This window comes from Salmonella sp. 2020_1459 (assembly GCF_043847915.1).
GTDB classification, from domain to species: Bacteria; Pseudomonadota; Gammaproteobacteria; order Enterobacterales; family Enterobacteriaceae; genus Salmonella; species Salmonella enterica.
The window spans coordinates 34,402-58,688 of record NZ_JBCMFA010000001.1 but is presented as its reverse complement, the minus strand read 5'-3'; the positions used below and the strand labels follow the sequence as shown (position 1 = coordinate 58,688).

Below are 24,287 nucleotides of genomic sequence, written 5' to 3'. Positions count from 1 at the left end.
TTTGCCGGCGATACACCTGTGGCTCAACACGCTGTCTATTTTCCTGACGCTTTTCTGACGCAAATGCGTGAAGCAATGCCTTCCACGCTCTCTTTTGATGAATTTATTTCGGCCTGCCAACGCCCGTTGCGCCGCAGTATACGCATCAATACGCTTAAAATCTCCGTGGCTGATTTCCTTGCCCTAATCGCGCCCTACGGCTGGTCGCTCACGCCAATTCCGTGGTGTCATGAAGGATTCTGGATCGAGCGCGATGATGAAGAGGCATTGCCGCTTGGCAGTACCGCTGAGCATTTAAGCGGCCTATTTTACATTCAGGAGGCCAGTTCGATGCTGCCGGTCGCGGCCCTGTTCGCCGATGATAATCATCCGCAGCGGGTCATGGATATGGCAGCGGCGCCTGGCTCCAAAACCACGCAGATCGCTGCCCGCATGGGGAACCGCGGCGCCATTCTGGCCAACGAATTTTCGGCCAGCCGCGTCAAAGTTCTGCACGCTAATATCAGCCGATGTGGAATCGCCAATACCGCACTGACGCATTTCGATGGCCGCGTATTTGGCGCTGCGTTACCGGAGATGTTTGACGCTATCCTGCTGGATGCGCCCTGCTCTGGCGAAGGCGTAGTACGTAAAGATCCTGATGCGCTAAAAAACTGGTCGCCAGAAAGCAATCTGGATATCGCGGCGACACAGCGGGAACTGCTCGACAGCGCTTTTCATGCTTTACGACCCGGCGGCACGCTGGTCTACTCCACCTGCACGTTAAATCGCCAGGAAAACGAAGCGGTCTGCCTCTGGCTGAAAGAGACCTACGCCGACGCCGTTGAATTTTTGCCGCTGGGTGATCTGTTTCCTGACGCTGACCGCGCCCTCACCCCGGAAGGCTTCCTGCACGTCTTCCCGCAAATTTACGACTGCGAAGGATTCTTCGTCGCACGTCTGCGTAAAATGTCATCCCTTCCAGCCATGCCCGCGCCGGGGTATAAAGTGGGGGCGTTTCCTTTTACCCCCCTCAAAGGCCGCGAAGCATTACACGTTACCCAGGCGGCCAACGCCGTCGGACTGTTATGGGATGAAAATCTCCATCTTTGGCAGCGTGAAAAAGAGGTCTGGCTGTTCCCGGCAGAAATTGAATCACTGATCGGAAAAGTCCGTTTTTCCCGGCTCGGCATTAAGCTGGCCGAAAGTCATAATAAAGGCTATCGCTGGCAACATGAGGCGACGATAGCCCTTGCCTGCCCGACTCATGCTCACGCGTTCGAACTTTCTGTGCAAGAGGCGGAGGAGTGGTATCGCGGTCGGGATATTTATCCGCAAACACCCCCTGCCGCTGATGATGTCCTGGTGACGTTCCAGCATCAGCCGCTTGGTCTGGCAAAACGTATCGGCTCAAGAATAAAGAACAGTTACCCGCGTGAACTGGTACGTGATGGCAAACTCTTTACTGGTAATAGTTAAAAGGCGCACAAAAAAACCGCACTTTTTGACTGGCGCTTTTGCGTACGTTGACTACGCTGAAAAATGGACGGCTAAACTGGTCGTACCACAATTAGCGTATTAACGGAGAGCACGATGATGAAAACCAGTGTGCGCATTGGCGCTTTTGAAATCGACGATGCCGAATTACATGGCGAATCGCCGGGGGAGCGAACGTTAACAATCCCCTGTAAATCCGATCCGGATTTATGTATGCAACTGGACGCCTGGGATGCCGAAACCAGCGTTCCCGCCATTCTCAACGGGGAACATTCCGTTTTGTTCCGTAATCATTACGATCCTAAATCTGATGCCTGGGTCATGCGTCTTGCCTGACTCAAAAAGAACCCGTCGCCAGGCGGGTTATTTATTCTTCCTTTTCTCATTTCCCCCCTGCGCTAACCTCTCCTACACTATCGTGTAAAGTAGTTAACATTGAGGATGTAATGTTCGCGCTGGTACTTTTTGTATGTTACCTGGATGGAGGATGCGAGGATATTGTCGTGGACATCTACGATACCGAGCAGCAGTGTCTTTATTCGATGGACGATCAACGGATTCGCCATGGCGGCTGTTTTCCGGTAGAGGATTTTATCGACGGCTTCTGGCGACCTGCGCAGCAATATAGCGATTTTTAACCCTGGTCGCTGATACCGCTATTGTATCCGCGCTAACGTCAATTGCCCGCCAAATACCGCGCCCGTATCAATATAGTGTACGTTGGCGAAATCCATGCGCCGGCGCAACGGCGTATGGCCAAACCAAAAATGATCGGCTCCGCTAATCCCACCGCGCTTATTTATGAGCCGTTCGCGGCTCCAGAGAACCTGATGTAAGTCGACCTTTTTTTGCCATTGATAGGTTGACGCTGGATAATCAGCATGAGCGATCACATGCGTGCTATGGCGGCAGCGAACTTCCAGTATCCAGGGCAGTCGCTGACAAAGGATAAAAAGCGCTTCAGCTTGCGCAGCGTGTTCAGCGGTCAGGCGGGTAAACCAGTCGCCACCATTCATCAACCACAGCGTCGACTGCGATGAGGCCCGCGCATCCAGCGCCATTTGTTCATGATTGCCGCGAACCGCCGTCATCCAGGACTCACGCAGTAAAGCCAGGCAACCCAGGCTGTCCGGGCCTCTATCAATGAGATCGCCCACAGAAACTAACAAGTCTTGTTGCGGATCAAATCGACACTCACGTAACCTTTTCATTAACATTGAAAAACAGCCGTGAATATCGCCAACCACCCAGACATGCCGCCAATTCTTTGCCTCTATTCGCTGATAAATCTCTTCAGGCCGCATCATGTTTTTCCTGTCGTTCATTATCCAGGACAGATATAAAAAGATAGCGTGTGCAGATTTTTTTGCTTAGTAAGCGTGCGCTGTTGTAAATAGCGAATTTCACCATTAGCGAGTAAATGCTTTGTTATCATCGCAATAAAATATAACTGGCTGCGCCAGGGGAGGGTTATCCCCTGGCGCAGCGAGCTACTCACTATCGCCTGTTCACCTTCAATACTCTTCCTCCTTAAAAACATATCGGAAACATAAACCACATCGCCTCAGCACACGATATAGCACACTCTTTAGCGGAGTGATCCTCAAGGCAAACCAGCGCCAATGCAGGTGTCGTTACCGTGGCGACCATCGCCCCCACAAACAGGCGCAGCACAATTTTTTTTAAAGGCGGCATAACCTCTCCTGACAGTTAACAGACCATTAATCCTTATCGAGACATCATCCGTGCGCGGGTATCATAAACTTAACAACACGCAGCGTTTCAAAAAAAGCTGTCTGGTTATACCGGCATTTAGAGTAATAACAATTATTTTAAGTTTTAAGTGTATCCATTTGATTTTTATATTAAAATAAATATGACGACGTTTTGTTAAAAGCGTCGCCATAAAAATGAATATATAGTTTCAGAAAATCTGCTATTAATTCATATGGTTAATAGCAGTATTGTATTTACTACCTTCAGGAGGCATTCTGAAGATACTTATTCGCAATATTTTCTATAGTTAACTGAAATTGTTGTGGCGTTGGCATCGTCCCCTTATTAAACAGCGGCGTAACCTCTTTCATAACGATTTTCTCAGCATACGCTTTAAAAGATACCTGCTGATTATGATTTATAAACATATGCGGATATTTAATACTCGCGGAAGCAATGAGGGGGACGACAAAAGGATTCGCCCCTGCCCCACCTGGAGTAAATACACCATTTTTTATCTCCCCAGGTAGCCCCGCATTCTGCGCAGCCTCTCCTATCTCTTTCAGAAAGGGGGTAATACTGACCCCTTTACTGATGAGTAATTTACAACAGTGATCTTTATTATTACTGTACACGGCTGATAATATGGCTTCGCATGTCTGACGAGCATAGGCCGGATCTTTACTCGCATTACCTTTGATATCCAGGCTATTGAGCTTTTGTAGCATAAAATCTTTAACAGTTTTACTGGTTAATACTGCCCTACCCTCAGAGGCGCTCCCACGATGAAAATGGGTAGTCGGTATGTCTGTTTGTTGATGCAGGCTAAAACGATCTGACAGACTCGTCGACAGGCTGATAAAGCTATTTCTAACGGCAGTAATACTTTTCGCAAAAATGTCCTTCTCCGTTGTTTTTTCTTTTACTGGTTCAACGTCACTTCTATGGATTCTGTAGTGCTGGGTGGATAGTGTTATGTTAGTCACGGTAGTTCTCCTTTTAGATAACTATGCATAGCTACACTTTGTTTATATTTCTTGCTTTCAAAAAATAGCCACCTTCTCCACAACCATTTTTACTCATTGATATTTATAAATTTTATTTTCCTGATGGATTTTGTTCTTCTGTCACTTAGCCTGTTTTTTTTCGGCGCAAGGTGATCGACTTTTATCGAGAAACATTTTTATCGGGACAATCCTGAACAGACAAAACATCACTTCAATTCAACTGCTGCGTCACACAAAACATTCATGAATATTATTATTTATGCTGATGTTGTTACGCTTTCGCCCCCATTCAAACGCTGACTGTCAGTTATCCTGCCAGCGAGTTAGCCGCTTTTTCAAAACCTATAAAGTCGCCACGCCAAACCTCTCCGTCACTGTAATCCTTATCTAAACATCAATTAATTAACTGATTTTTATATATTATGACTTTTCATGACGTTCAGAAAAACTACAAATGAAATGGATTGACGCATCTATTAGTGGTCAAAAAAACGCGCTACGAGAAATAATCAGTAACAATTGCAACACTATTCCAATCATAACGTAAACTATATGATACCAGGCGATTATTATTGCTTTTAGGTAACATCTTTGTATGGCTGCTTTTAAGCAACAATACTCTAACACAACATATAACATTATAACTTACAATAGGCTAACAAATGGAATTACAGCTTATGCTTAACCACTTTTTCGAGCGCGTCAGAAAGGATGCAAATTTCAACGCATTTCTAATCGATCTGGAATATAATAATATCGCTTATTACATCTATTTTGTTGCTACCGGCAATGTGAAAATTATCACTCATGCAGGCCACTTCATTTCTATTAAAAGCAATAGAAAGCTGATTAAAGTCAATTCAACACCGAATACGCAATTAATAAAATTGACTTCAGATAAACACTTTTCGGGGGAGCATTCCTATGAAAAATACTGTACTGATCTGGCAACGGCAGGCGTTTTTAAATGGATTGTTGAATTAAACCAAAAAACTCGACAATACTGGTCGAAAGACAACCAATTATTATATATAGAAAATGTGGTCATGCCGCTTTAACAAGCCAGGGTAATAATAGCGTCAGTCGTGACATCCGGCGTGTTACGACTGCGGGTTATCCAATTTAGAGACCATAATGAGAGTCTGACTGCGAGAGTTACCCTGTGCAGTCCGACCGACGCAGCAACGTTTGACACGATTCTCGACAACAGCATCTCCTGGTGCAGGAGAAATGATATTCAAAGCGATATCGACTAAAAGCTCAAAATATTTGCCTTCTATTTATATTCTATCTAATTAATACCCTCCAGGAAGTGTGGCATAATTGCAGAATCTGTCAGGATTCCGGGAGCATACCGGAGCGTAATCGAAAAAACATCTGGAGATGTATGAGCAAGGATGAAATCAGTTATCAAATTCTTTACCGGTACTCTCTGGAAAAGCTATACAGTACTCTTACCAGAAGAGTAGATAACGTGCTGTCATTCGCCCTCGTTTTTCTCGGGGTCGGCGTCACCATAAACGTCGGGAGTCCCTTTATTCTGGGGCCAGGCATTGTGGGTATCGCCATACTAAAAAGAGTACTCCGCTTCGGCACGCGATCAGCACAGGCCGACCGGCAGTCCCGCGCCTGGCTGAAACTTTTTAATACTCAGCACCGCTTTCCTTCAGATAAAACACTGTTCCTTGCCTTCACATCGCTTGAGCAAGACGCGAGTGAAGTATGGTCCATGCTTATTGGTCCTGCCATCGTCATGACTGAGACCGCCCTCGGAAAAACGCCCATTGAGCCATTGACGGCGGGTGAAAAACTCTGTGCATTTTTGAGCGGCGCGACGAAATCCCAGCCAGCAGATCGCAATTGAACTGTCTTCTAAACGCCTGTGCCATACCACAGAGATTCAGTATAAAATTAATTAATGGAGTACTAACGCTGTCAGCAGGTTTCTCTGAGTGAAAGATTTGTATTATACGCACAGCCCAGTTTACAGTTTATATAACAGCGCAATATGTTTTTGTATCCGGACCATGTCGCCTACAAGCGGCTGTCTGAGTACCTCTAGCCATGCCAGGGGTATTAGCTCAAATGTGAGCTGACATATCTATGGCACAGCGCCAAACCTAATCTGACTGTCCGCCCTGTGCCAGAAGCGGACGCTGATCATGGTGTGTACAGGCCAACGGTACGATATATTTTAAAGCTACCTGATTACAGCTTTCATAAAGCTATGGGTATTCAAATGCAGCAAAGCTATAAACCGAGCTTAATTAAATAATGCCTTTGCGAACCTACTTTAGGAAAGTCCGGTAGCGACATTTGAAGTATATAACCCTGTTTTTCATAAAAAGGGAGAGCCTGGAAGCTAAAGGTATCTACAAGTCCATGAACACAGCCTTTCCGCAAACCTTCTTTTTCGGCCATCGCCATAAGTTTGCTCCCCAGACCGCAGTTCCTTGCAGATTCACTTACCCAAAGATAGTCGATGCAGAGCCACGGACCTTTTCTGTCAGCAATTAATCCGCCTACCATTTCGCCGCTTTCGTTTCTGCAGTAGACCCCAAGCTGCCCATTTTTACTAAAATCGACGAACTGAGCATTGTAGCTTCTTAATCCGGTTAATAGTTCTTCTTTATCAAATTCAGTAACTTGATGTGTGATTTGAATGTCCATACATGCCCAATTGAACAAGTTTGTATTTGGAATATAACGTTATAAATAAGTTAATTAAATGTATCAATAGAAAGTTTGTTTTTACTCCTGGGGGCAGGCCACGTCCGCTACTCACAGCTTAAAGCAGACTGTCAGCTGGAGTCTGAGCCGGTACAATTAATGTGCCACTGGTTAGAAATCAGTAATACGATTTTATCAGGCTGGTGCTCTGGCCTGTCAGGATTTGAGGTATCCACCCGGTTTACCAGCCCCCTGTATTTGGCACCAGTGGAACCCACTTCCCGATCCAGGATATCCAGTACCTACCACCGAACCTCTTTCCCCAAAAGACATGAGCAACCTCAAGCGCCTTGTCTGGATGATAACCACGGTATGAAGTTTGATAACACGTGGAATCAGGGCGTATGGTTCGCTCTCCGTTCAGCAACTGGACGCCCTTCTCCCCAGCCTTTCAGCGTTGAAGATTTGCCAGCGCAGGGTGAAGAGTGTAGGCGAATTATGAAAATCACTTCTGCCGTTTATACTTCGAAAAAGACGTTATCAAAAAGGTGGTTCGCAAGCGCGGAGTTATTAAACCTTTACTTAACGAAATACGGTTTAAGTTGCTTGAATTGCAGCAGAAAGAAAACGACGGCTTGCTGATGCTGGACAAATTAAGCGAGCATGGCATCAATGGACTGATACGCCGTCAATAAAAGGAAGGGTGCATGGACGATCCCGTCACATCACCAATCACAACAGAAGAGCACAAAACAACATTTCACAGCGTAAAGGATAAAACACGATGCCATTTTCAATCAAAAACATATGTTCAGGTCCACAAGGACACTACCCAGAAATCTCCAGACCTATACAGAACAAGCCAGTACCGAGGAATTGCACACTGATCTCAACAACATGCAAAATACAGGAGTATACAGTATTCAGCAGATGTTCCTGCAGTTTTGAAATGCGACCACCCGGTACAGAAGAAAGAACCCCACGACTAAAACTCTCAGCAACAGAGCTCTCATGGCTATCTAAAACAATAGAAACAGAGATGCGCAACACAAAAGAATGAGCCTGTCAGTAATTCTGTGTAACTGCCCAGTTATTAAAGGTGATCGCTCAGGCGGTCACCGAACTCGATAATAAAACGGCTCATCGCCAGCCGCCAGTTCTGGATCGGCATACTCCATTTTTTTGACGCATCCTTGATTGCCAGATAAATAACTTTTCGTACTGAGTCATCCGTTGGGAACACCTTGCGTTTCTTAATCGCGGCACGGATCACGCAGTTCAGGGATTCGATTGCGTTTGTCGTATAGATGGCCTTGCGGATATCCGGCGGATAACTGAAGAGCGTATTGAGGTTTTCCCGGTGCGCACGCCAGCTTTTGCTGATTTGCGGATATTTATCGTCCCGGACTTTCGCGAACGCATCCATCGCCATCAGTGCCGCCTCTTCGGTCGGGGCCTGATAGACCATCTTCCGGCCGCTGGTGACGGCTTTGTAGTCTTTCCAGGCTACGTATTTCAGGCTGTTACGCACCATATGGATAATGCACAGCTGGATATGGGGCTGCGGGAAGACGCTGTTTATCGCATCCGGGAAGCCCTTCAGACCATCCACACAGGCAATCAGGATGTCCTGAACGCCCCGGGTTTTCAGCTCCGTCAGCACGCTTAGCCAGAACTTTTCGCCTTCATTTTCGGCCAGCCACATACCCAGTAACTCTTTCTGGCCTTCGGTGTTGATACCCAGTGCCAGGAAGACGGCTTTGTTGATTACGCTGCCATTCTGACGGACTTTGACGACAATGCAGTCCATATAAACAATGGGGTACAGCGCATCCGGTTGCCGGTTTTGCCTCTCAGTGACCTGCTCTTTTACGGCGTCGGTGACTTTAGATATCAGCGAGGGTGACACATTGGCGTCGTACATCTCTTTGAAGGTGGCGACGATTTCGCGGGTAGTCATGCCTTTGGCGTAGAGGGATAAAATTTGGCTGTCCATCTGCGTAATGCGCGTCTGGTGCTTCTTAAGCAGCTGTGGTTCGAAGATGTTTTCACGGTCACGCGGTGTGTTGAGTTCTATCTCGCCGTCATCGCACAACACCGTTTTGGACGAGTAACCATTACGGGTGTTTGAGCCTGTTTTGGGCGCATTTTTCTCATACCCGGGGTGGTCAGCCAGCTCCGCATTGAGCACCGTTTCGACGGTTAATTTCGTCAGCATACGGGAAAACGAATTGAGGTCGGCTTCGGTTTTAAGGCCTTTAGCCAGTTCAACCACAAGGGCTTTGAGTTTCTTTTCGTCCATAATTGCCTGTCTCCGTTACTGGAGTGAACATATCAAAGACAGGCAATTACACAATTTTACTTACAGTCTCAGTTCAGTCACATTATTGATGAGCGACTGTACGTTAAGCAAATCAAGACCGGGATGAAAATCGCTCTGCCACTTCCGCTCAACCTTCCTTCCATGGGTTTACGCCTCAGTACGGTGATTGAGCGTTGCCGCCTGGTAAGCCGTAGCGAATACCTTATCAGCGCTGGCATACGCAAAAACCGCCCGAACGGGAGTATTCATCCTGATAGCCTGACTAAAAAATTTGTTGCGGCACGAAAATTGACCGGAATAAATTTCAGTGAAAACCCACCGCCGTTTCACGAGATCCGCAGCTTATCCGGACGACTGTATAAAGATGCTTACGGGGAAGGGTTTGCTCAGAAACTCCTGGGACATACTTCCGAGAACACCACGAAACTCTATCTCGATGAACGCGATAATAAAGCTTACGTGATGCTCTGATTTTGCTGTAAAAGAAATGTTAAACTGGATTTGGATCTGATATAACGAAAAAGCCCGGAATACAGAAATTCTGGAAAATTTCGGATTATTGATCATAAGCAACTGATTTATAAGAAAAAAAGAGACCGAATACGATTCCCGCTTACGGCAACCATTGATATTTCTCTTTAAATTCATAATGTTACATATTAATTAAGTGATTTTAACGATTGGAATATGTTATTTTTGATTCTAATAGATTCAATTAGTTATCACTTTTTACGTTTTAATTCGGACATATTTCGGGCCATTTTGCGTATAAATCCCCCGACCAAACAAATTAACTGCCCAATACATCACTCCCCTCTTCCATTGGGGGACTCCCGATGCCAAATACCCATGTAGACGAAGACTTAATAGTGATGCCAACAAAAGCGATCGCGAAAAGTTGAACAGGTGGCTAGTTTCAGATTAAACACATTGGTTAGTCATCTTGAACAAGTAAAATCCGCCGCAACTGGCAACCATTCAATACTCGCACTATCGAACGATCGCCAGCTTGCCGCAGCCCGTTCTTGCATACGATGTGGCTGCGGTTCCATCACATCAGGAATGTGAAAATCGGGATAAACCTGCCACTTAACCTGAAGCAGGTCTTCATAGCGGGGGGTATACCGAGGCGAAAGCATTTCTCTTAAGGTCGCCATATAAAAACATTCTATTACAACGAGTTATCTCCTCCTGCCTCCGCCCCGGCGCAAAGCTATAGTTTTTTCTATCTCCTTGTGAAACAAACAATTATTCTTGCTATGGCGCTGATTAACAATCGTTCGCGGGCAACGTACATTCAGCGAGTTTCAGAGCTTCCTGACGGAATTCAGCCGGTGCTGTTTCTGGGGCTTCTTACTGGTTGATACAGATCCTGCCTCTTACTTGAGAATTTACTCATTTAGCCGTATGTCCATTATGGGTGGATAAGATCATTTATCATCGTAAGGGTTGAAAGCGATAAGTTAAACCTGTCCTGGCTCAACAAGGGACCCGACTAATGATGAGCTCTTCATCTTCAAGGCGTTTTATGCCTTCCAGCAAGAATAGATATTAAATCGACAACTGCTGCCAGGTCTTGCAGGCGCAGTGGACAATCGTGTGGTAACAGCCTGAGTCATTTCTTATTTTTCTCATTCAGCATAACTGCGTCTTCTGATAGAGAAATTTTTATCTAAACATATAAAAAACACAGTGAAGAAAACGCTACTTTTTTCTAGCTAAAAAGCTAAATTAATTTTTTTATGGAGAGGATCTTATGCGCAAGGTGTCGATATCTATATTATTCATGCTAGTTTCACTGACCTGGGGGACTACATGGTTGGCTATGCGAATTGCCGTTGAAACTATCCCTCCAGTGTTTGCAACCGGAATGAGGTTTATGTTTGCAGCACCTTTTTTAATCATCATTGCATGGTTAAGAAAAAAAACACTGTTGTTTCCTCCCGGACAACGATTATTCCAGTTTGTGATATGCATCTTTTATTTTTGCATTCCTTTCTCACTAATGATTTATGGTGAAACCTATGTCAACTCTGGGCTTGCCGCCATTATCTTTGCGAATATGCCTGTGGCCGTTTTGATAGCATCGGTTTTGTTTCTAAATGAAAAAGCGAAACTAATGCAGATCGCAGGCTTAACTATCGCAATCACTGCATTGACGGGGATACTTCTTGAAGAAACGAATACAAGTACAGAGAGTCACTGGCAGGGTATCACTGCGCTTATTTCTGCTGTGTTAATCCATGCCATAATATATACACAATGTAAGAAAAGAAGTTGTACTGTCTCTGTTATCACATTTAATGCGCTCCCGTGCCTTTTAGCTGGGTTGATACTTTCTGCGACAGGATGGTTTTTTGAAAGACCACAAGTATCAACCTTCTCAGTACACTCAATATTAGCTACCCTGTATCTCGGGGCTTTTGCCGGAGTTTTTGGTATCCTGTGCTACTTTGCACTTCAGCAAAAGGCTAATGCCTTCCAGGCTTCGCTTGTATTTCTTATCTTTCCGCTGATTGCGGTAAGTCTGGAAGACTATATTTATGGATATGCTATTTCAACACACTCAATGCTGCTTATTATACCATTAGTTATCGGGATATTTCTTACTCTTGTCGCCAGAAATATCCCTGTAACCAGCAGATGCCGGGATAACTCATCACAGAAATAATCGATTTATAATAACGCAAATAATTCCTGATGCCTTACTGAGCTCCGGCTAATGCGGGGTGGATAAGCTGGAATACAGACCCGGTAATACACAGCGATTATATTAACAAGCAATGTAATAAAGGAGTTTTTTATGTTCATGTTTCTGCCATTCTTGCTTGCACTGAGCGTGGCAATGGGGGCCATAAACAGAAAGGATAAAGTCAGCTACATTCTGTGGGCCGTTTTACTCATCGTCACTATTTTATCATTCATTCATCATATGACCAATTCGCTGACTTTGTCATTTTAAGGAGTGTGTATGAAAACGCATCATCATCCAACAACATTTGTTCATCTGATTAATCAGGTGGGACTCCTTGGGATATGCGTTGCTCTGGTTGTAGCCTTTTATTATCAACTCGTTAGGCATGAGCTGCCTTGTCCAATTTGCTTATTACAGCGGGCTGGCCTCATCATCACCGGTTTTGGCTTTTTATTTAACCTCTGCTTTGGTCTACGAGGTATACATTACGGGATGGTAATTATTGGCAGTATCCTGACCGGAGTTATGGCATCCCGGCAAATATGTTTGCATATCATGCCCGGTGACACAGGATATGGTTCTGCATTTTTTGGATTACACTTTTATACCTGGACTCTGATTACGTCAATTCTCATTATTATTGCTGTTGCGGTAGTTCTGGCAATCAGTAGCATGAATGTTGCATTTCGTTCATTGAATATTAATCCGAACCTGTTCAGTATTGTCGGTTGGGTATTTCTATTACTGATTACTGCCAACCTTATTTCAACTGTACTGGAATGTGGCGGAGGGGAATGTGCTGCTAACCCGGTCACATATAAGCTACTGTCGAAACAGGATATTGCCTTTCTGAAAACAGGCCTCCTGACGAGGGCAGTTCTCCGGTTATGACGCACTTTTAAAATGACTGATTGGTAAATATATAGCAAGCACCTGTCTTGTAGAAATTGGAATGGTTATGGGCTAACACGGAAGTTACAGTAACATTGAAATGTTGCAATAACAGGAATCAAACTTACAACCTTCGCATTACGAATTAGTAGAATCACATTTAACTAACTGTTTCAAATACACATTTCCGCATTCCCATTGCTCAACTCAATGGCACATGATGTTAGAAATAGAATGATGCTTCACCATGTTTGACACAAAAATGGCACACCCTATAAAGCATCCACAGCACATATTTGGGTGGCACGCACCGTGGAAATACTGCATTACCCTAACACAGGGAATTTTCTGTACAGCGTCGACAGCCCCGCATCATAAATAATCGCTACCTGCTGTCGCGGTACTCCTGCCCTAATAAGGCACCCTGCCTGCGCCCATTGCTCCGGCGTCAGTTTTGGCCTACGGCCACCAATGTAGTGGCACTGTAGTGGCACACTGGGTACTGAAGCAATGGCCACAACTGGCGCTTGATGCTATCAGCCAGATAACCTTCCAGATGGATAACAAACATAGCAGCTATCCTGCCTGTATCGGAATTGTAAAACCAGACGTTGACCATCTTCATCAAGGTTAAAGGAACAAAGAGCTCTTTAAAGTAACTCTTTGTTCCATTACGATAGTTTAAATATGATGTTCTGAATGGGCCTTCACTACATGAACAGGAAAGGCTCAGGATAACCACTTCTCAGACATTAAAAGCAAATGAGAAAACCAAGGGGGCCTAAACCTGCCGCCAGGGAACAAACCTTTGCACAGTCTGCAGTGCTACCACCGTCCCCTATGCACCCCAGGGCGAACGCTGGCTGGGCAGCAGACGACAACAGCAGAAGAGTTGTTATGAATAAAACTTTACGTGATTTAATAAGAGAAAACATATTATTACCCTCATAGTAAGCAGTATTAAATAAGCCGGGATATATCTGATGTTCAATCAGTCCCTCATATAGGGTTAACACCATAGCGAGTCGTTTTCACAAAAAACACAGACTGTTGAAACTTTATTTATCACTTTGACATTTGCAATACATGACACATGATTAGCTTCAGCCGCCATTATAGGGAAAGCTCCATTTCCATACTCATTTACTCACTTCTCCCTGCGGAAAAAGAAATGCAGTATAGCCAGCGTGATGCTTTTGCTGAAACCAGGCGCGAGCAACACGGCAATGATGATCGGCGTCAGAATGAGTTCGGAATCAGCATTGGCAAACAAGGCGCACAGTCGTTAATACCCACCAGCAGTTCCGGCAGGACTGCGACAATGTCGTAAGAGAGGCCTTCAGCTAGGCAAAACAGCGCTACGGTGCGCCCCGGCTTGCTGAGGAAGTGAACCTGGGGCCTGAGGTACAATGTAAAACGATAGCGTCCAGCCTGCGCCGTCAGGGTCTGCGGCGATCTCAGTCCGGAACAATTTGAAAACCAGAACCTCGCTTAAGGCTGTGTCCACAATACGCGGACAGGATCAAAACTGTTAGTGTGGCTGGCTTACAAGAATGAAGTGAAGTTGATTGATATAACAAACACTCCTGATAATGTTAACTGGCCTGTTCCTCCGGGGGGGCGAGCCAGCCATGATTTGAAAAGCACATGAAATCACTTTCACATGAATTAATTTACATTGAAAATAAAATATAATAGTGCTTATCATTTTTATTTAAGTTAAATATTTTATAAATGGTTTTTATTTACTCACCTGATGGTAATGAATAACGTTTAATATCTATAGTAAAGGATGCTGTAACCGTAAGGATAGTGTGCCACAATTTAACAGGTAACATATTATGAAACACGTTAAGAGCGTATTTTTAGCAATGGTTTTAATATTACCATCTTCACTATATCCTGCTCTTACAATAGCGGCAGACTCTCAAGATCATAAAAAAGAAGAAACAATTAAGCCAATGCCTAAAAAGTGGTGTAATCTTTGGCCTGCTGACATACCCTTCCCTGAAGATTGGTTTAAAATGTGTAGAGGTTATTGAGTATAAATTTAATATACTAGCCAGTAACCATATCAGTTATGACAGACAGGCCTTCTTCATATTTGCTATAAATAAGGCCTGAGCTTTCCTGACAAATTATAAACTACTGGCTGGTTTCTCCGGCCAGACAGGCTTTAAAGTATCAACACGGTTTACCTGTACCCGGTACTTTCTCCATGCCAGAAGAGAAGCTTTTTCTTTATTGGTTGCTTCGTCCAGATCCACTGCATCCTGTAACGGCGCGATTTTTTCAGACGCTATTTGCAGGAGTCTGTTTTTCGTTCCTTCAGCTTCACGAAGTCTGGCTGCGGCCTCCGCAGCTTCATCATTCATCCAGACCTGAGCCTTACTATCCCATTTTTTGTATCCACCACCTGGTGAAACTGATGTGACGTTTTCAGGTAGCGGACCAAGATCGGAGATATAAACCTGATTGCCGGTTGTTGTGTCGTAAACCGTCTCGCCGCGGTGATCCTCCTGCAGACTCCACGTTTGGGTTTCAGCGTCAAAAACAGCAATATGACTAGAGGGAATATCAGGAGGGGCTATATCAGTACAATTTGCCGGGCGACGCTGTCCGGGGGGACCTGACCACATCCGGCCCCCATTGCAGGTAATGCAACAGATGTAATTTTCCGGTCTTCTCCGGCGCTTTTATTGTGCTGAAAAATTGCCAGTAACGCAGCCCGTGTTGCATTATAAACCGCGTCGGTGCCGTCAATAATCAGCGGAACGCGCATCGTCGGGGCGTGAACCAGCCACGGATGTTTACTGTTACCCGTTTCAATAACAAAGGCGGTGCCGACGGGCTGTTCCCCCAGGTATTCACGGATGATATTTTGCTGTACCCGTTCCTGTAATTGCGACCCGAAATATGCCGTAATAGCAGCATCCACACCGCCGTCCATAAGACCAAAGGTTTCCGCATTACCGTCTGCGTCCACAATAACGACGTGTCCCTGTGGACCGATATAAATGGTGTGCTCGTGTCCTCCGATATAAACTGTATGCGCATGGTCGCCAGCGGCCTGTGTCCACGCACCACCTCCTAGCTGAAATGAAGTGTGATTGGAATCTCCCCAGTATGAATTGATATAACCGCCGAACTGGTGAGTATGGTTGCCCGTGGTATTGGTCGATTTCGTACCGTAATCAAAGGATGAGGTAGATTTTGTCCCTAAATCAGTATCCTGCGCCCGCGCGGTGTGTCCGTGCGCCTTGTTGCCGTCCATTTCCTGTGAGAGCACGGCTCGACCGCTGGCGGGCTTGCCTTTGATTGTCCAGCCTCACATGTCAGGGATAATGCCGGACGGATACGCTATAGCCAGTAACGGGTAAGCAGATTTATCAAACGATTGCCCCTGCATCAGGGCGTAACCGGCTGGGGTGCATCAGACGGCCATGCTATCGGCGCCCCTACTGGATGCGAATCCGGAGGTGGGTTTAGTGTGGTATAGAGCATTGCCCATTCGGACCACTCAGCCTCGGCGGTATCTCGATGGCTGCGAATATATGCGGGCGCTGGCGCACCGTTTGTCCCGCTCCAGCCAATGAGAATTTCCCCATCACCGGTTCCGGTCAGACGCAAAATATTCCCGTATTGCGTTGGATAACCGTTATTGTAAACCTCGCCCATTATCAGGCCGCTATCGCTGCCTCTTGTCGTGCCAGTCAGTGCCGGAAGCGCGCCGCGTGATGCCAGTCTGTTCGCTGCAACAGCCGTACCTGATGCAGGGAGCGCTCCGATATTTTGTACAAACAGCGGCTTTTCCGGAATATCGCCACCGTTCTGTGATTTATGTAACGCATCGGCGGCGTGATTTATCGTTTCCCGTAAACCAATGTATTCGATAAAACCATCAGCGCTTTTTCCTGACAGCGCCGTCAGGGTTTCGTCCAGCGGCTGCTTGCCCGCCAGTTTATTCAGTACCGTGATGGCAAAGTTCGGATCGTTTCCCAACGCGTCAGCCAGTTCCTGCAGGGTGTCCAGCGCTTCCGGCGCAGAACCAACCAACTGCGCCACTTTCGCAACCACAAACGCTGCCGTGGCAATTTCAATACCTGCAGCTGTGGTTTCCGGCATTGGTGCCGTTGGCGTACCGGTCAGTGCCGGACTGTCCAGCGGGGCTTTGGTCTGTACCTCCCCCATACCCCACCATGTTTTCCATCGCTGGCTGGAACCAGTCGCCGCAGTGTGGACAGGGCCAGTACCACCGACGGCGATCGCCCCGGTTATAAAGAGAAAGAATGCCTGTCGTGGGTGGGGCCTCGTGCGGCGAAGAACGCCGCCATTTCACATCGGTGATTTCCCGACCAGACGAACTCTCTGCCAGTGTCATCCCCGCAGACATAAAGGTGGTGGTACGTTTGGATGCCAGGGAAAAACCATCTCCCTCGCCATCGATATCTTCAGGGAAACGGTCATAGTCGGTCAGCGCCACCCGCTTGTAATCCGACGAAGAAAAAACGGTTATGGACGGCCAGCCAATTTGCAGGAATGAACCATCACGAAACATTTTATCGTGGACGTTGTTGTCATTTCGGGAAGGACTGAGACGCTAACGTGTCATCCCAAGGAACCGCCGTATTGGTACCGCGGGGAACAAACATAAATTGTTTTGTTCCTTCCGCTACCGGCATTCTGCGTGGAGGCCTGAGATATTCAGCAACCTCCCGGCGTACTGCCGCTGCGGAGCCATATTTATTCCCCGTCATCGTCTGCGGTCTCCTGTATTGCCTTAACTAACAGTATTCTGACCTCATCCACCACATCCTGGGCCTCGTTTAGCTGATCCGCAGACCATCCCTTATCCCTTTCCAGTTTATCCGGCCAGACTTCAAGTACCCGCGTAATGGCCTTGACTATCGCCGCTATTTGTTGACGGACTTCCGGCAACGGGACGACCTGCTTCATCTCTTTTTCCAGCCAGAAACGCCCCTTTTCGGAGTCAAACCAGTTCTTACGCTCTTTTGGAGTCATTTTATTCGGGTCCTGATGTTCAGCAGCCTGGGAAACGGGCGTTTCCATCAGTACGCGGATCACATCCGTCAGGAGATACAGCTTGTTTTTTTCATTGCTTCCCGGTGCCAGAGGAACGCCCGAGAGGCGACTGACAACCGTCTGTCGATGTAACCCTGTAATAGCGGCAAGCTGACAGATATTGCATTTGAGGTTCTTCAGTTCGCCGTCCATTTTTACCTCTGGGGCTGTTTCTTAGCGCGCCTTCCCCCGGAAAAACAAAATATAATGAACAAAAAACATACAAACCATCATCTTTTAAAAATAAATGACATTAAAACAGAGAGTTACAACATGATGATGATGCATGAAAAATCAAAAATGCGCCAAATCCCGCGCCGCTGCAGCCCCGTGGCAGACCGCCCCGCCGGGAGTACCTTTTTAAAATACGAACAATTATCAACAACTACCACTTAATGATTATTTATTTCATTTTGCGATATTGATTATCATTTTCAATAACAACACACAGAGAACATAAATGAAAAACATCATCACTATTATCGTAGCCATTATTATCGTTTTTTATGCAGGTATGTGGTCGCAGAAATTCCTGATGGAAGATGAGTGCCTTGATTCAGGTGGTTCATACAATGAAAATGGAATTTGCAATATTGCAGGCAGTCATCAGGATGTTCCCCCTAAGTAAGCAGAATGCTTTTTAAATTCGTTACCCACCTCTACAGATAAGGAGGCGAATGGTCACTAAAAGTAAAATCCATTGCAGAAGAATTTCCGGAAAGTTGTTATTCCAGCACCCCGACAGGTTATTCAGACAGATTTCAGCTATATCAAAACTGAGTGAGTACTTATCAGTTTCATCTGGTGAAAAACCTGTTCTTATTCATCTGGTTCCATCTGATGATATGTAGTCACTTTTTTACAGCAATATTACAGGGGGAGTTTCAATGCCTCCTGTAATTATTTGACTCTCTCACCGAATCATATACTCGTTCACACGTCATTCCTGCCCGGTAGCGCTCGTCAGCGATTCCAGCATAATGTTTAGCTTCTTCTGCAATATCTCCGAGCATGTTGGCAAGCATTCTGGCGTCGGCGTTGGTTGTTTTGCTTCTGACGGCAGCGGCAAGATTTGCGGTGTGCTTTGCGGCGTCCAGGCGGGTGGCAAGTTTTTTTGCTTCGGTACGCAGCTGGCTAACAGTGGCAGACAGGCCAGCAGCAGTGGCAGCAGATTTAGCGGCTTGCGCTTGTGCATCTTTCACAGCCTCATCACGGGCAATAACGCGGCCCTGTTCAATAATACGGGCGGCGGTCTGGGCGTTGACTTCCTGAGAGGATTCAGCGCTGTCGCGATCTGCCCATTTTTTTTGCCAGCCCCTGTCACTCCAGACATTACCGGCGATAAACGCACCAGCCATCAGCAAAATAAACACCAGCTGCAACCAGTATCTTTTCAGAAGAGCAGATAACAGATTCATACCAGCACCGATTTTGCTTTCTCAAAGCGCTCCCGCCGATCACCGATGCCGTTCTACCCTCCGTTGATGATCTGCGTAACACGTACCAGGTCGCCGGAATATTTCAGACACCCTTTAGTCACAAAAAGCCACGCTGCGGATCGGGCGGCATGACGTTCTAGCTCAAGCTGTCCTGGATTCGCCACTAGATCCAGTTTCAGTGTAACGCCACATCTGGTGTAATTCTCCAGCCCGGTAATCCTGATCTTCGCCGAACGTGGTGCGAAAGCTTTCTTGCCGTTCATGGCGTTCGCGATCCGGACTGGTACGAATATGTGCCTGATAACACCCCAACAACCCATGAAGAAAATGCAGCAAGGCTTAGTCAGGCGGGCAAATGTCTGCGGGATATTGAGGCAGGGAGATTTCAGTGTGATGAAGAAAAACCGCAACCGACAGGCGAACTGGCAGATGAACCAGCAACGCCTGAAGCAGTGGAACAGGACACAACTGAACATCATCCGGACCCACAGCCGCTGGAGAATGAACCACCTGTAAGCCAGACAGAAGCAGGCTACCAGAAAATACGGGCAGAACTGCACGAAGCACGTAAAAACATTCCACCCAAAAACCCGGTTGATGTTGGTAAACAACTGGCAGCCGCGCGCGGTGAATATGTCGAAGACATCAGCGACCCGAACGATCCGAAGTGGGTTCATAACAATTACAGCGCCTCAAATCAGGGTGAAAAAGAAGAAGTGGTGCAGGAGGAAAAACAACCAGCAGCAGAGCCGGAGGCTGTCACCAGAAACGCGGACGGGACTTTCGATGTATCAGCGCTATTCCCGCCCCCCTCAAACCAGACCGAAAAAACGGAAGCCAGAACAGAAAGAGATGGAGAAACGCCGAAAGAGAGCAACCAGCAGGAAACGGCTGGCGATACAGGACAGGAAATTACAACGGACGGTGGATCAGGTACAACTTCATAGCGCAAAACCACACGCCAGTGGCGCTTATTGAAAAACTAAAAGGAACGGACTCATTCACTGTGTCCGCATGGATTGATCGCTATGAGGTTTTATTACAGCGCCGGAGTCTGTCGGTTAATACCTACAAGATTCGCAGTAATCAATTAGCGACCGTACGCGAAAAAATGGGGGAAATGATACTGGCAGAGGTGACCACGCGGCATATTGCTGAGTTTCTGGAGTCATGGATCGCGGAAGGTAAAAACACGATGGCGGGGGCGATGAGGTCTGTACTATCTGACATGTTTCGTGAGGCAATTGTGGAAGGAAGAATAACAACGAATCCGGTTGAGCCAACTCGAGCACCTGAAATTAAGGTTGCCAGGGAACGCCTGCAACTGGAAACATATAACGCCACGCGGACGGCGGCAGAATATCTGCCTGTGTGGTTTCCTCTTGCGATGGATCTCGCGCTGGTTACTGGCCAACGCCGTGAGGATATAGTTAACATGAAGTTTAGTGATATCGTTGATGGTCGCCTACACGTAACCCAGATAAAGACAGGAATGAAGATAGCATTCCCCCTATCCCTGATCCTTCAGGCGCCAGGGTTACGTCCGGGACGGTTATCGATCGCTGCCGACTGGTAAGCAGAACCGATTTCATGATCAGTGCCGGAATCAGGAAAAATAGCCCGACCGGGAATATTCACCCGGATGGGCTGACAAAGAAATTTGTAAAAGCCAGAAAAATTTCAGACGTTAAATGTAGTTATAACCCACCGACATTTCACGAGATCCGTAGCCTGCTCGGGCGGTTGTACAAAGACGAACGCGGCGAGGAATTCGCTCAAAAACTCCTGGGCCACACCTCAGAGAACACCACGAAACTCTATCTCGATGAACGCGATAATAAAGCTTACGTGATGCTCTGATTTTGTTGTAAAAGAAATGTTAAACTGGATTTGGATGTGATATAACCAAAAAGACCGGAATACAGAAATTCGAGGAAATTTCGAGGGGAAACACATAACCCATTGATTTATAATCCAAATAAAAAGAGACCGAATACGATTCCTGTATTCGGTCCAGGGAAATGGCTCTTGGGAGAGAGCCGTGCGCTAAAAGTTGGCATTAATGCAGGCTAAATCGCCTTGCCCTTTAAGAATAGATGACGACGCCAGGTTTTCCAGTTTGTGACGAAGGTGATTGAAAAAACCTGGCGTTTTGTCTGTTATCAGAGATAAAAAACCGTAAGCCTTTTCGTGAAGGTTTACGGTTTTTTATTAAAAATCAGTCAGCTATTGGATGGATCACAAAGCTTTTGCGCACGTTCGATAAACGGTGCCAGACTCATTTTCTCACCGGGCTTCGCCGGGTTATCGATTCGAATGACGGCAATAGGCTGAGCACGCGTTTTACCCTCCGCTACTTGCTGTTCGGCAATGGCATTCAAGGGATACTGCACCAGCGTACTGGGGTTGATCACATAGAGCGCCTGGCCAGGCCGACAGGTCAACATGACCTCTTCCCGATTAAACGCCCACTTGTCTTTTCCTACTTCAAAACGACTTACGGTAATCACCTGCGGCGCCGCCAACGCTACGCCCGAAGTGGCCAGCAGAAGCGCCGGAAGGAGTATTTTTTTCATTCGTTATGCCAGTCCATCAGAAAGGTTCGAGGGTTGCAAACAGGCTGACGATCGCCAGAACTATGCCTCCAACTCCCCATTCAATTTGCGTCATCCTGACAAACCATAGGTCAGTCCGGGGATTTTCCTGTCGCATACGTGGTACGAGAACATACCGATTCGTCAGCGCAATTGCTACCATAAGCACCACCAGCGCACATTTTAACAAAAGCAACTGTCCATAAGTGGTCTGCCAGATAGCGGTAAATCCCGTGATAAATAGCGTGTTGCCAATGCCTGTGAGCAGTACGCCCGCCACAAAAAAGTGACCATAACGAGAAAAACGCATCATGGCGCTAATAGCATGTTGACGCCAGCGTCCCTGAGCCATGCGCATACAATAAACCACTGGTAACAGCCCGCCAAACCAGGCTGCGGCACAGAGCAAATGCAGAGCATGGTTAATCTGCTGTAATGTTCCCGCTACACCGTCACGCATCGTCGCATGTCCAACGCCTGCCAGCAGGATAAACTGAGCAACGGTGAGAATAAGAAGCCGTCGTTGCATTTTTACCGGCGCAATGACTACCACCGCCAGCGTGACCAGCGCGAGGATAATTTGCCATATCCAGACCGCGCCAAAGCGGGTTTGCAGTACCGCGCCCCACACCGAGACGGAAAAAACATCGGGCCAGCCGCCGCCCATCAGTCCGCCCTGAATCGCCAGCATGAAAGCCGCGCTGATAACGCTCCAGGCGGCGGCATGTCGTTGCAGATGTAAAAATCGACGCGTCATTAAACGACGAATTGGTGCGGGTGACAGCCAGGCGCCGTAAAGCGCGCAGCCGTAGACCAGCATCAAACTAGCAAAATGAATAAATCGGAGAGTTATCCAGACGAATGTCAGCATCATTTATTTCACGCTGAAGGTGTATTTCCCTTTTGTTTTATGTCCATCCACCGACACAACGTGCCAGTCTACCGTGTAAGCGCCAGATTTTAACGGCTGCTCAAGCGGGATAATCAACTGCGTTTTATCCTGTTCATTTCGCTTTGCCGGGCGCGTTTTGATGAGCTCTTGCTGAGGGCCAGTAATGGTTGCGCCGCTGAACCCTGGCTCAATCCCTTCAGAAAAATTCAAGGTCAGCGCCTGTGGCGAGGCCGTAACGGCAGCATTCGCCGCTGGATACTGATGCGTCAGGTGCGCATGTGCCCAGGCCGCTGGCGTCGCAAATGTCGATGCCAGCAGCAGTAAAGCTAAACGTCGCGATGGTGCAGAAGAAGCCATATTCACTATTCCTTTTTGTTATACCTACGTTACAAAGAATAACCTTCAACAATCAATGAGTCGAGGATCATCATTTCCATCTTGCCATTACCGCGGACTCTTAGTACCTTCTGGCGGCAACAAAAAAGGAGACGCGTATGAAAACGAATCTGGCTCAGCTTGAACAAGCGGAAATGGATAAAGTCAATGTGGACCTGGCGGCAGCCGGGGTGGCATTTAAAGAGCGCTACAATATGCCAGTTGTCGCGGAGGCGGTCGAACGTGAGCAGCCAGAGCATCTACGCGCCTGGTTTCGCGAGCGGCTGATTGCCCATCGTCTGGCTTCCGTATCACTATCCCGACTCCCTTACGAACCCAAAGTTAAATAAAAATTATATAACGTTACACTTCCTTACATGCAGACGACTACATTATAAGGCGATTCTTAACCTATGCTTTTTAGAATGGCTGTAGAGACTATGAAAAGGAAGTCATTATGTCCTCCTGGAAAATTGCTGCTGCGCAGTATGCGCCCCTGAACGCCTCGCCGGCGGAGCATGTCGCCCATCATCTGGAATATATTGAGCTTGCGGCTCGTCAACAGTGCGAACTGCTGGTCTTTCCGTCACTGTCGCTATTAGGCTGCGACGAAAGAAATAAACCGTTGCCCGCCCCGCCTGACGAGGCGCTTTTACAGCCGCTCACTCATGCGGCCGATACCCACCATATGACTATCATTGTGGGTATGCCTGTTGAGCATAACTGCCGCTTCGTAAAAGGCATCGCTATTTTTGCCCCATGGCTAACGTCGCCGCTCATGTTTCACAAAAGTCATGGCGCCTGTATTGCCAGGCAGCGAAGCGCTATCAACGTGGTGGATGAGCAGCCAGAAGGTGGTGATATAGATCCCTCATTTACGTTATTCACAACCAGTCAATGTCTTAACGAACCTGAACTCCATGCTTCTACCTCACGCTTACAACGTTTTTCGCATAAATATGCGCTGGCCGTACTGATGGCCAATGCCTGTGGAAGTAGCGCGCTGTGGGATGAAAGCGGGCAACTTATTGTTCGTGCCGATTGCGGTTCGCTATTACTGACGGGTCTGCGCACAACCGAGGGTTGGCAAGGCGATATCATTCCATTACGCTAAGGTCTTTCGGTGA

28 protein-coding genes and 10 pseudogenes are annotated in these 24,287 nt (G+C 46.9%); 20 read left to right on the top strand and 18 right to left on the bottom strand.

The features are described 5' to 3' along the window. Positions 1–18 precede the first annotated feature (18 nt). From rsmF to ACH0VJ_RS00345, 3 genes are all read left to right on the top strand, one after another. Positions 19–1,458: a 16S rRNA (cytosine(1407)-C(5))-methyltransferase RsmF gene (gene rsmF / locus ACH0VJ_RS00355; RefSeq protein WP_001670762.1), complete on the top strand. Its 1,440-nt coding sequence runs from the start codon at positions 19–21 to the stop codon at positions 1,456–1,458. Between the two features lie 117 nt (positions 1,459–1,575). Continuing rightward, complete coding sequence (locus ACH0VJ_RS00350) at positions 1,576–1,812, top strand: YebV family protein (protein WP_024131167.1); 237 nt, start codon at positions 1,576–1,578, stop codon at positions 1,810–1,812. 110 nt (positions 1,813–1,922) lie between these two features. Next, positions 1,923–2,114: a YebW family protein gene (locus ACH0VJ_RS00345; RefSeq protein WP_000457838.1), complete on the top strand. Its 192-nt coding sequence runs from the start codon at positions 1,923–1,925 to the stop codon at positions 2,112–2,114. Positions 2,115–2,132: 18 nt separating this feature from the next. Here ACH0VJ_RS00345 and pphA read toward each other — a convergent pair whose 3' ends face one another. The 4 genes from pphA to sopE2 form a co-directional block, all read right to left on the bottom strand. Next, the gene (gene pphA / locus ACH0VJ_RS00340) at positions 2,133–2,783 is read right to left on the bottom strand and encodes a protein-serine/threonine phosphatase (protein WP_000986176.1); all 651 of its coding nucleotides are present in this window, start codon (positions 2,781–2,783) and stop codon (positions 2,133–2,135) included. A 17-nt stretch (positions 2,784–2,800) separates the two neighbouring features. Further along, on the bottom strand, positions 2,801–3,016 hold the full coding sequence (locus ACH0VJ_RS00335) for a hypothetical protein (protein ID WP_001574231.1): 216 nt from the start codon (positions 3,014–3,016) through the stop codon (positions 2,801–2,803). Then, positions 3,007–3,171: a membrane protein gene (locus ACH0VJ_RS00330; protein ID WP_001134856.1), complete on the bottom strand. Its 165-nt coding sequence runs from the start codon at positions 3,169–3,171 to the stop codon at positions 3,007–3,009. The genes ACH0VJ_RS00335 and ACH0VJ_RS00330 overlap by 10 nt, the downstream gene beginning before the upstream one ends. 284 nt (positions 3,172–3,455) lie before the next feature. After that, the gene (sopE2, locus tag ACH0VJ_RS00325) at positions 3,456–4,178 is read right to left on the bottom strand and encodes an SPI-1 type III secretion system guanine nucleotide exchange factor SopE2 (protein WP_023240423.1); all 723 of its coding nucleotides are present in this window, start codon (positions 4,176–4,178) and stop codon (positions 3,456–3,458) included. 683 nt (positions 4,179–4,861) lie between these two features. Here sopE2 and ACH0VJ_RS00320 point away from each other — a divergent pair. Together ACH0VJ_RS00320 and ACH0VJ_RS00315 are read left to right on the top strand one after the other, a co-directional pair. Beyond that, the gene (locus tag ACH0VJ_RS00320) at positions 4,862–5,257 is read left to right on the top strand and encodes a DUF1398 domain-containing protein (RefSeq protein ID WP_000422890.1); all 396 of its coding nucleotides are present in this window, start codon (positions 4,862–4,864) and stop codon (positions 5,255–5,257) included. 329 nt (positions 5,258–5,586) lie between these two features. Continuing rightward, positions 5,587–6,063: a hypothetical protein gene (locus tag ACH0VJ_RS00315; protein ID WP_000030946.1), complete on the top strand. Its 477-nt coding sequence runs from the start codon at positions 5,587–5,589 to the stop codon at positions 6,061–6,063. Between the two features lie 386 nt (positions 6,064–6,449). Here the strand turns inward: ACH0VJ_RS00315 and ACH0VJ_RS00310 are convergent, their stop codons facing one another. Next, positions 6,450–6,869: a GNAT family N-acetyltransferase gene (locus ACH0VJ_RS00310; RefSeq protein WP_000354407.1), complete on the bottom strand. Its 420-nt coding sequence runs from the start codon at positions 6,867–6,869 to the stop codon at positions 6,450–6,452. A 372-nt stretch (positions 6,870–7,241) separates the two neighbouring features. Between ACH0VJ_RS00310 and ACH0VJ_RS00305 the strand changes: the two genes are divergently transcribed. Both ACH0VJ_RS00305 and ACH0VJ_RS00300 read left to right on the top strand, forming a co-directional pair. Then, positions 7,242–7,511, top strand: a complete 270-nt coding sequence (locus ACH0VJ_RS00305; RefSeq protein WP_012664556.1) for a hypothetical protein — start codon at positions 7,242–7,244, stop codon at positions 7,509–7,511. Between the two features lie 165 nt (positions 7,512–7,676). Continuing rightward, the gene (locus ACH0VJ_RS00300) at positions 7,677–7,817 is read left to right on the top strand and encodes a hypothetical protein (RefSeq protein WP_001576018.1); all 141 of its coding nucleotides are present in this window, start codon (positions 7,677–7,679) and stop codon (positions 7,815–7,817) included. A gap of 145 nt (positions 7,818–7,962) precedes the next feature. Here ACH0VJ_RS00300 and ACH0VJ_RS00295 read toward each other — a convergent pair whose 3' ends face one another. After that, complete coding sequence (locus tag ACH0VJ_RS00295; protein ID WP_000343626.1) at positions 7,963–9,171, bottom strand: IS256 family transposase; 1,209 nt, start codon at positions 9,169–9,171, stop codon at positions 7,963–7,965. A 69-nt stretch (positions 9,172–9,240) separates the two neighbouring features. Here ACH0VJ_RS00295 and ACH0VJ_RS00290 point away from each other — a divergent pair. The 4 genes and pseudogenes from ACH0VJ_RS00290 to ACH0VJ_RS00275 form a co-directional block, all read left to right on the top strand. Then, positions 9,241–9,663 (top strand): annotated as a pseudogene (locus ACH0VJ_RS00290) (tyrosine-type recombinase/integrase); the annotation flags it as partial. 1,285 nt (positions 9,664–10,948) lie between these two features. Then, the gene (locus ACH0VJ_RS00285; RefSeq protein ID WP_001233445.1) at positions 10,949–11,863 is read left to right on the top strand and encodes a DMT family transporter; all 915 of its coding nucleotides are present in this window, start codon (positions 10,949–10,951) and stop codon (positions 11,861–11,863) included. Between the two features lie 132 nt (positions 11,864–11,995). Further along, positions 11,996–12,154, top strand: a complete 159-nt coding sequence (locus ACH0VJ_RS00280) for a DUF5993 family protein (RefSeq protein ID WP_000480735.1) — start codon at positions 11,996–11,998, stop codon at positions 12,152–12,154. Positions 12,155–12,163: 9 nt separating this feature from the next. Continuing rightward, positions 12,164–12,778, top strand: coding sequence for a disulfide bond formation protein B (locus tag ACH0VJ_RS00275; protein WP_000848071.1), 615 nt, complete (start codon positions 12,164–12,166; stop codon positions 12,776–12,778). Between the two features lie 326 nt (positions 12,779–13,104). On the opposite strand, the pseudogene ACH0VJ_RS00270 reads toward ACH0VJ_RS00275, so the two are convergent. Next, positions 13,105–13,251: pseudogene (locus tag ACH0VJ_RS00270) on the bottom strand (helix-turn-helix domain-containing protein); the annotation flags it as partial. A 14-nt stretch (positions 13,252–13,265) separates the two neighbouring features. Between ACH0VJ_RS00270 and ACH0VJ_RS00265 the strand changes: the two are divergent. Further along, on the top strand, positions 13,266–13,412 hold the full coding sequence (locus ACH0VJ_RS00265) for a hypothetical protein (protein WP_001537204.1): 147 nt from the start codon (positions 13,266–13,268) through the stop codon (positions 13,410–13,412). Between the two features lie 513 nt (positions 13,413–13,925). Here ACH0VJ_RS00265 and ACH0VJ_RS00260 read toward each other — a convergent pair. Continuing rightward, positions 13,926–14,051 carry a hypothetical protein gene (locus ACH0VJ_RS00260; RefSeq protein ID WP_001574229.1) on the bottom strand — a complete coding sequence of 42 codons (126 nt, stop codon included), beginning with the start codon at positions 14,049–14,051 and terminating at the stop codon, positions 13,926–13,928. Here ACH0VJ_RS00260 and ACH0VJ_RS00255 point away from each other — a divergent pair. Beyond that, a pseudogene (locus ACH0VJ_RS00255) lies at positions 14,042–14,242 on the top strand (IS3 family transposase); the annotation flags it as partial. The gene ACH0VJ_RS00260 and the pseudogene ACH0VJ_RS00255 overlap by 10 nt on opposite strands. Before the next feature lie 377 nt (positions 14,243–14,619). After that, positions 14,620–14,820, top strand: a complete 201-nt coding sequence (locus tag ACH0VJ_RS00250) for a PagK family vesicle-borne virulence factor (RefSeq protein ID WP_001751604.1) — start codon at positions 14,620–14,622, stop codon at positions 14,818–14,820. A 96-nt stretch (positions 14,821–14,916) separates the two neighbouring features. Here ACH0VJ_RS00250 and ACH0VJ_RS00245 read toward each other — a convergent pair. From ACH0VJ_RS00245 to ACH0VJ_RS00225, 5 genes and pseudogenes are all read right to left on the bottom strand, one after another. Next, positions 14,917–15,405 (bottom strand): annotated as a pseudogene (locus ACH0VJ_RS00245) (tail fiber assembly protein); the annotation flags it as partial. Then, positions 15,372–15,746 (bottom strand): annotated as a pseudogene (locus ACH0VJ_RS00240) (macro domain-containing protein); the annotation flags it as partial. The pseudogenes ACH0VJ_RS00245 and ACH0VJ_RS00240, both read right to left, overlap by 34 nt. After that, positions 15,738–16,969: pseudogene (locus ACH0VJ_RS00235) on the bottom strand (tail fiber protein); the annotation flags it as partial. The pseudogenes ACH0VJ_RS00235 and ACH0VJ_RS00240, both read right to left, overlap by 9 nt. Continuing rightward, positions 16,932–17,535, bottom strand: a pseudogene (locus ACH0VJ_RS00230) (phage terminase large subunit family protein); the annotation flags it as partial. The pseudogenes ACH0VJ_RS00235 and ACH0VJ_RS00230, both read right to left, overlap by 38 nt. Next, on the bottom strand, positions 17,522–18,013 hold the full coding sequence (locus ACH0VJ_RS00225) for a DUF1441 family protein (protein ID WP_000348539.1): 492 nt from the start codon (positions 18,011–18,013) through the stop codon (positions 17,522–17,524). The pseudogene ACH0VJ_RS00230 and the gene ACH0VJ_RS00225, both read right to left, overlap by 14 nt. A 54-nt stretch (positions 18,014–18,067) precedes the next feature. On the opposite strand from ACH0VJ_RS00225, the gene ACH0VJ_RS00220 reads away from it, so the two are divergent. Next, positions 18,068–18,256 (top strand): hypothetical protein, encoded by a 189-nt coding sequence (locus tag ACH0VJ_RS00220; RefSeq protein WP_001537366.1) that lies wholly within the window; start codon positions 18,068–18,070, stop codon positions 18,254–18,256. Positions 18,257–18,320: 64 nt separating this feature from the next. Then, a complete protein-coding gene (locus tag ACH0VJ_RS00215; RefSeq protein WP_000789530.1) occupies positions 18,321–18,488 on the top strand; it encodes a lytic enzyme in 168 nt (55 codons plus the stop codon). Between the two features lie 256 nt (positions 18,489–18,744). Here the strand turns inward: ACH0VJ_RS00215 and ACH0VJ_RS00210 are convergent, their stop codons facing one another. Continuing rightward, positions 18,745–19,278 carry a DUF2514 domain-containing protein gene (locus tag ACH0VJ_RS00210; RefSeq protein WP_001050883.1) on the bottom strand — a complete coding sequence of 178 codons (534 nt, stop codon included), beginning with the start codon at positions 19,276–19,278 and terminating at the stop codon, positions 18,745–18,747. Between the two features lie 53 nt (positions 19,279–19,331). Beyond that, a pseudogene (locus tag ACH0VJ_RS00205) lies at positions 19,332–19,523 on the bottom strand (glycoside hydrolase family 19 protein); the annotation flags it as partial. On the opposite strand from ACH0VJ_RS00205, the pseudogene ACH0VJ_RS00200 reads away from it, so the two are divergent. Together ACH0VJ_RS00200 and ACH0VJ_RS00195 are read left to right on the top strand one after the other, a co-directional pair. Next, positions 19,512–20,237, top strand: a pseudogene (locus ACH0VJ_RS00200) (exonuclease VIII); the annotation flags it as partial. The pseudogenes ACH0VJ_RS00205 and ACH0VJ_RS00200 sit on opposite strands and share 12 nt — an antisense overlap. Beyond that, positions 20,237–21,159 (top strand): annotated as a pseudogene (locus ACH0VJ_RS00195) (tyrosine-type recombinase/integrase); the annotation flags it as partial. The pseudogenes ACH0VJ_RS00200 and ACH0VJ_RS00195, both read left to right, overlap by 1 nt. A gap of 362 nt (positions 21,160–21,521) precedes the next feature. Here the strand turns inward: ACH0VJ_RS00195 and ACH0VJ_RS00190 are convergent. Genes ACH0VJ_RS00190 through yobA form a run of 3 tightly spaced genes read right to left on the bottom strand, consistent with a single transcriptional unit; the run spans position 21,522 to position 23,142 of the window. Continuing rightward, positions 21,522–21,875: a YebY family protein gene (locus ACH0VJ_RS00190; RefSeq protein WP_000722370.1), complete on the bottom strand. Its 354-nt coding sequence runs from the start codon at positions 21,873–21,875 to the stop codon at positions 21,522–21,524. A 16-nt stretch (positions 21,876–21,891) separates the two neighbouring features. Further along, positions 21,892–22,767, bottom strand: a complete 876-nt coding sequence (copD, locus tag ACH0VJ_RS00185) for a copper homeostasis membrane protein CopD (RefSeq protein WP_000979699.1) — start codon at positions 22,765–22,767, stop codon at positions 21,892–21,894. After that, the gene (gene yobA, locus ACH0VJ_RS00180; RefSeq protein ID WP_000168393.1) at positions 22,768–23,142 is read right to left on the bottom strand and encodes a CopC domain-containing protein YobA; all 375 of its coding nucleotides are present in this window, start codon (positions 23,140–23,142) and stop codon (positions 22,768–22,770) included. It abuts the gene before it with no gap. A gap of 137 nt (positions 23,143–23,279) precedes the next feature. Here yobA and ACH0VJ_RS00175 point away from each other — a divergent pair, with 137 nt between their 5' ends. Further along, positions 23,280–23,510 (top strand): DNA polymerase III subunit theta, encoded by a 231-nt coding sequence (locus ACH0VJ_RS00175; protein WP_000856224.1) that lies wholly within the window; start codon positions 23,280–23,282, stop codon positions 23,508–23,510. 107 nt (positions 23,511–23,617) lie between these two features. Continuing rightward, positions 23,618–24,274: a carbon-nitrogen hydrolase family protein gene (locus tag ACH0VJ_RS00170; protein ID WP_000100249.1), complete on the top strand. Its 657-nt coding sequence runs from the start codon at positions 23,618–23,620 to the stop codon at positions 24,272–24,274. Positions 24,275–24,287: the final 13 nt, after the last annotated feature.

Excerpts from the sequence above, each read along its gene's own strand:
- ACH0VJ_RS00190 (WP_000722370.1), bottom strand. The coding sequence starts at position 21,875 with ATGAAAAAAATACTCCTTCCGGCGCTTCTGCTGGCCACTTCGGGCGTA.
- ACH0VJ_RS00280 (WP_000480735.1), top strand. The coding sequence starts at position 11,996 with ATGTTCATGTTTCTGCCATTCTTGCTTGCACTGAGCGTGGCAATGGGG.
- ACH0VJ_RS00215 (WP_000789530.1), top strand. The coding sequence starts at position 18,321 with ATGAAAAACATCATCACTATTATCGTAGCCATTATTATCGTTTTTTAT.
- ACH0VJ_RS00350 (WP_024131167.1), top strand. The coding sequence starts at position 1,576 with ATGAAAACCAGTGTGCGCATTGGCGCTTTTGAAATCGACGATGCCGAA.
- ACH0VJ_RS00220 (WP_001537366.1), top strand. The coding sequence starts at position 18,068 with ATGAACAAAAAACATACAAACCATCATCTTTTAAAAATAAATGACATT.
- ACH0VJ_RS00345 (WP_000457838.1), top strand. The coding sequence starts at position 1,923 with ATGTTCGCGCTGGTACTTTTTGTATGTTACCTGGATGGAGGATGCGAG.
- ACH0VJ_RS00295 (WP_000343626.1), bottom strand. The coding sequence starts at position 9,171 with ATGGACGAAAAGAAACTCAAAGCCCTTGTGGTTGAACTGGCTAAAGGC.
- ACH0VJ_RS00170 (WP_000100249.1), top strand. The coding sequence starts at position 23,618 with ATGTCCTCCTGGAAAATTGCTGCTGCGCAGTATGCGCCCCTGAACGCC.
- pphA (WP_000986176.1), bottom strand. The coding sequence starts at position 2,783 with ATGATGCGGCCTGAAGAGATTTATCAGCGAATAGAGGCAAAGAATTGG.
- ACH0VJ_RS00275 (WP_000848071.1), top strand. The coding sequence starts at position 12,164 with ATGAAAACGCATCATCATCCAACAACATTTGTTCATCTGATTAATCAG.
- ACH0VJ_RS00320 (WP_000422890.1), top strand. The coding sequence starts at position 4,862 with ATGGAATTACAGCTTATGCTTAACCACTTTTTCGAGCGCGTCAGAAAG.
- ACH0VJ_RS00315 (WP_000030946.1), top strand. The coding sequence starts at position 5,587 with ATGAGCAAGGATGAAATCAGTTATCAAATTCTTTACCGGTACTCTCTG.
- ACH0VJ_RS00300 (WP_001576018.1), top strand. The coding sequence starts at position 7,677 with ATGTTCAGGTCCACAAGGACACTACCCAGAAATCTCCAGACCTATACA.
- ACH0VJ_RS00285 (WP_001233445.1), top strand. The coding sequence starts at position 10,949 with ATGCGCAAGGTGTCGATATCTATATTATTCATGCTAGTTTCACTGACC.
- ACH0VJ_RS00335 (WP_001574231.1), bottom strand. The coding sequence starts at position 3,016 with ATGTTTTTAAGGAGGAAGAGTATTGAAGGTGAACAGGCGATAGTGAGT.
- ACH0VJ_RS00175 (WP_000856224.1), top strand. The coding sequence starts at position 23,280 with ATGAAAACGAATCTGGCTCAGCTTGAACAAGCGGAAATGGATAAAGTC.
- copD (WP_000979699.1), bottom strand. The coding sequence starts at position 22,767 with ATGATGCTGACATTCGTCTGGATAACTCTCCGATTTATTCATTTTGCT.
- ACH0VJ_RS00250 (WP_001751604.1), top strand. The coding sequence starts at position 14,620 with ATGAAACACGTTAAGAGCGTATTTTTAGCAATGGTTTTAATATTACCA.
- ACH0VJ_RS00225 (WP_000348539.1), bottom strand. The coding sequence starts at position 18,013 with ATGGACGGCGAACTGAAGAACCTCAAATGCAATATCTGTCAGCTTGCC.
- yobA (WP_000168393.1), bottom strand. The coding sequence starts at position 23,142 with ATGGCTTCTTCTGCACCATCGCGACGTTTAGCTTTACTGCTGCTGGCA.
- ACH0VJ_RS00210 (WP_001050883.1), bottom strand. The coding sequence starts at position 19,278 with ATGAATCTGTTATCTGCTCTTCTGAAAAGATACTGGTTGCAGCTGGTG.
- ACH0VJ_RS00330 (WP_001134856.1), bottom strand. The coding sequence starts at position 3,171 with ATGCCGCCTTTAAAAAAAATTGTGCTGCGCCTGTTTGTGGGGGCGATG.
- ACH0VJ_RS00310 (WP_000354407.1), bottom strand. The coding sequence starts at position 6,869 with ATGGACATTCAAATCACACATCAAGTTACTGAATTTGATAAAGAAGAA.
- ACH0VJ_RS00305 (WP_012664556.1), top strand. The coding sequence starts at position 7,242 with ATGAAGTTTGATAACACGTGGAATCAGGGCGTATGGTTCGCTCTCCGT.